General features: G+C 29.6%; 3 protein-coding genes. All 3 read right to left on the bottom strand.

Going from position 1 to position 3705, the window contains the following annotated elements; all coding sequences use genetic code 4:
* Positions 1-104: 104 nt before the first annotated feature.
* Positions 105-1166 (bottom strand): alanine racemase, encoded by a 1062-nt coding sequence (locus tag TS70_RS08745; protein ID WP_198049717.1) that lies wholly within the window; start codon positions 1164-1166, stop codon positions 105-107.
* A gap of 23 nt (positions 1167-1189) precedes the next feature.
* Complete coding sequence (rmuC, locus tag TS70_RS06075) at positions 1190-2359, bottom strand: DNA recombination protein RmuC (protein ID WP_198049718.1); 1170 nt, start codon at positions 2357-2359, stop codon at positions 1190-1192.
* A 104-nt stretch (positions 2360-2463) separates the two neighbouring features.
* On the bottom strand, positions 2464-3606 hold the full coding sequence (locus tag TS70_RS06080) for a hypothetical protein (RefSeq protein WP_198049719.1): 1143 nt from the start codon (positions 3604-3606) through the stop codon (positions 2464-2466).
* Between the last annotated feature and the right edge of the window lie 99 nt (positions 3607-3705).

The following is a 3705-nucleotide window of genomic DNA, read 5'->3' on the forward strand; positions in this document are numbered from 1 at the left end:
TATTTTTTAAAAATTTATTTATACCATAAAAATAACCTAAACCTTTTTTGATTTAGTAATATTATTTTACCATAGCCAAGTAAGAGTAGTTAACCAAACTATTGTTATTCTAAAAATTCTTTTTGAACATAACAACTAGTTCCTAACATTAAGTTTGCTAAATATGTTGTTTTAAATTTAATAATGCTACCAACTGCTAATTGTTCCTGATAATCAGCAACATCTAAGATTGTATGGTCACTTGATTGTCCTAAAATAGTAATTCCTTTTTCAAAAGGTGTTAATTCCTCGAAAGGACAATCTTGTCGTCCTAAGGCAATTATTGCTTTTACCCGATTGCCAACATCATCAAATTCTTTTACCCGGCCAAAAGCATCTAATCCTCGTGCTCCAATTGATGCACTTGGCTTTGTTTGCAATTCAATAATCTCAGCTTCTAATCATAAATTATCTTGTTGTAAAAAAGGAATTGGTTCATCATTTAAACCTAAACCCATTAATAAAGCTGTCCCACTCCGAATTTGATTAATTGCTCGGTCTAATTGTGGGTTATCTCAAATTGTAATATGACTTGAATTACCACAACTAATAATTGGCAACATAATATTAAAATGTTGTTCTAATTGTTGTTTTAAGTTTGCTAATTGATTTAATTTTTTAACAGTGGGAACTGTTGCACCAAAACAAGCAAAATTAGTTCCTAAACCAGTTAACTTAATATGCGATAGCGATAATACCGCTTTAACTGTTTGAAAAATTAATGCCTCATCTCATAATCCCTCGCGAATATCACCAGTTTCAATCATTAAAATTATTTCAAATTTTTTATTAATAATTTGTGCCGCTTGATTTAAAGCCTTAATTGTTGCAAGTTCAGATACCAAAACACAATCAGCATTATTAACAACCATTGTAACTTCACTTAACATTGGTAATCGTAATAACATTTTTCTAACTGGAAAATGGACAAATTGTTGCAAGTTTAAAATGCGGGAATCAGCAATTGTTTTAATTCCGCTTTCTATTAATGTTGAGACAATTTTTTCTTGGCCGGCCCCCAATTTAACAACCCCGACAAGGTCTAAGTTTCTAGTTGTACATTCTTGCACCATTATTTGGCAATTTGTTTTAATACGGGGTAAATTTCATATTAGTTTTGGATACATGGTTTTTCCTTTTCCTCTTTGTTTTAGACTTCATCAAGAGGTTGTTCTAATTGTTGATCATTTAAAATTTTATTATATTGACTATGAATTTTATGGTGTGTGGTATTTAATTGGTCAATATTGCCATTTAATTTTGTAAAGTTTTTCGTAAATTCTTCTCATCGTTCAACTCAACGGTCGAATTCACTTTTTATTCGCAATAAATTATTTTTAATAACTTCTAAGTTTTTATTAAAAGCAACTTCACGCATATGTTTTTCTAACACAAATAAAATAGCAGACAAAGTTGTTGGTGAAGTAACTCACACTTTCTTTCGAAAAGCAAAAGTAATAACATCCTCAGGGAATTGACCATAAATAAAAGCAAATAAATCTTCTGAGGGAACAAACATAATTGCACTTGAAATTTCATTTTCTAAGTTAATATATTTTGCAACTTCATTGATGCGATCTTTTAAATCTTGTTTAAATAAGTTTAAAAATTTATCTTTAATTGCTTTTTCACTAGTTTCTAAATATTTATTATAATTTGTTAACGGAAACTTAGCATCAATCGCAATGTTTTCCTTCGCTCCGCCAGTTTTAACTAACGCATCAACTAGGGTTCCGGTTGGTAAGCGATACTGGCGTTCTCATCCTTGATGTCCTTCCCCATACATATCACTCAATACTTTTTCTAACAAATATTCTCCTAAATTACCTCGTTTTTTATTATTTAAAAAAATATCATTTAATGCTTTAACTTTTTCTTCGACTTCTTTTAAAGTTACTGATGATTCTTTTAAAACATTTAAATTTGATAAAACATCACTAAATGATTTTGAAATAGACTGCCCCTGTTGATTTAAGTTATTTTTTAAATCGCTGTCTTGCTTTGATAAATTGTTTTTAAAACTATTTAAACCCTCATATAAGCTTGTAAGATTTCGATTAAACTCATTATCATTAGTTATCGAAGAACGCTGAAACTCACTAATTAATTTTAATAATTCTTGTTTTTGTTCTGTAAGTTGCCCTTGTAACATTGTTACTTGTTTTTCTAAAATTTCTTTTGATGCTTGAATATCTTTTTGTAATAATGCTGAATCATTATTGGCCATTGTTTTTTTATTTGATTTAAATAAATAAATTCCTAAAAAAATAACTAAAATACCTAAAATAATACCTAATAAAACATATGAAATTGTTGTCATACTGCTCCCCCTTAATTTTATAAACGATCATTAATATGTCTTTTTAATTATAAACTGTCATAACAAAAAAAGAAACTCATAAGTTAATGAGTTTCTTTTTTCTTTTAAGCAAAAGTTACATTTAAAGTATACGATGGAATATTTGTCATTAATGATGCTAAAGCATCAGATGCTGCTAAAATTTTTGACCCTGGTTTAGCATTAACCGTTGCTCCTGAATTGTCTGCTTTAAAGACTACTCAAATTTCATCATACCAAATATCTTTATATTGATCAGCAAATTCTTGTCCTAATAACTTTGTCACAAGATCATAACGTAACATATCAACTGTTGCTTCAGTATAAGTTTTATCTAATGATACATTAATTGTGCTACCCGATGTTGGCTTTGCATTCTTATCATTTAAAAATTTTCGTGGCGTTGAATGAATGGTAAAGTTAGCTGTTAAAACTGATTTATTAATAACTCCAACCGCACTTGCTTCAATCTTTAGATTTCCCACACCAGTATTTGTATCAATTGTTAAGGTAACATCATCGTTTATCATGGCATTCATCATTACCTCCAACATTGTCTTTTTATATAAAGCTGCAAAACGATTGCGATCGCCAACAAACTCCATAATAGCAGCCGTTAACGCTGTTTTGTTATTCTCCTGCTTATCTTTATAATTATTTCATAATGTTTCATCAATATAGATATCACCAATATTTGTTAGCGGAAAGGCTTCAGGAAAAGTGATTGGTTCATTAACAATTGTGATTGGTGCCCCAGTAAAATTTCCCCCCGCTTTTGGAGTAATTGTTGAATTATGAGTTATTTGATCAACATCAACGTCAACATCAGCAAGAGTAAATTTCGTCCCATTTAAGCCATTAACAGCATCTAATACAGTTTGTGCTGCTAAGGGGCTCCCCATTCCTTTATCATATGGCATTGATGTAACGGTAATAATTTTATTAATGTCAGTTGTTGGTCATGTTAAAGCCATTTCTTTTGTTGAAAATGGTCGGTTTGGTGCCTCTGGCATAAAACGGATTATTACTGATTTCATTCCTGGTGCCAAATCAACATCTAAATTATCAATATTGTACCCTTCTTTTTTTAATTGTCTTTTAATATTAGTAACTGTTGGAAACCCATCTTCAGTTTGGCCCCCTTTGTTAACATCTTTACAAGCAATTACAGCCCCTGCAATTGGTGTTGTTAATGCTAATGAAGTTAAAATCATCATCATTTTTTTCATTTTTTCTTTCTCCTTTGTTTTAATTTTAGTAAATTTAATTATATCTCTTAAGTATTATTAAATAATAAATTAAATTTTAATAAAAATATTTCCTTTATA

The sequence above is a fragment of the Spiroplasma sp. hyd1 genome (assembly GCF_016082235.1).
Lineage (GTDB): Bacteria > Bacillota_I > Bacilli_A > Mycoplasmatales > Mycoplasmataceae > Spiroplasma > Spiroplasma poulsonii.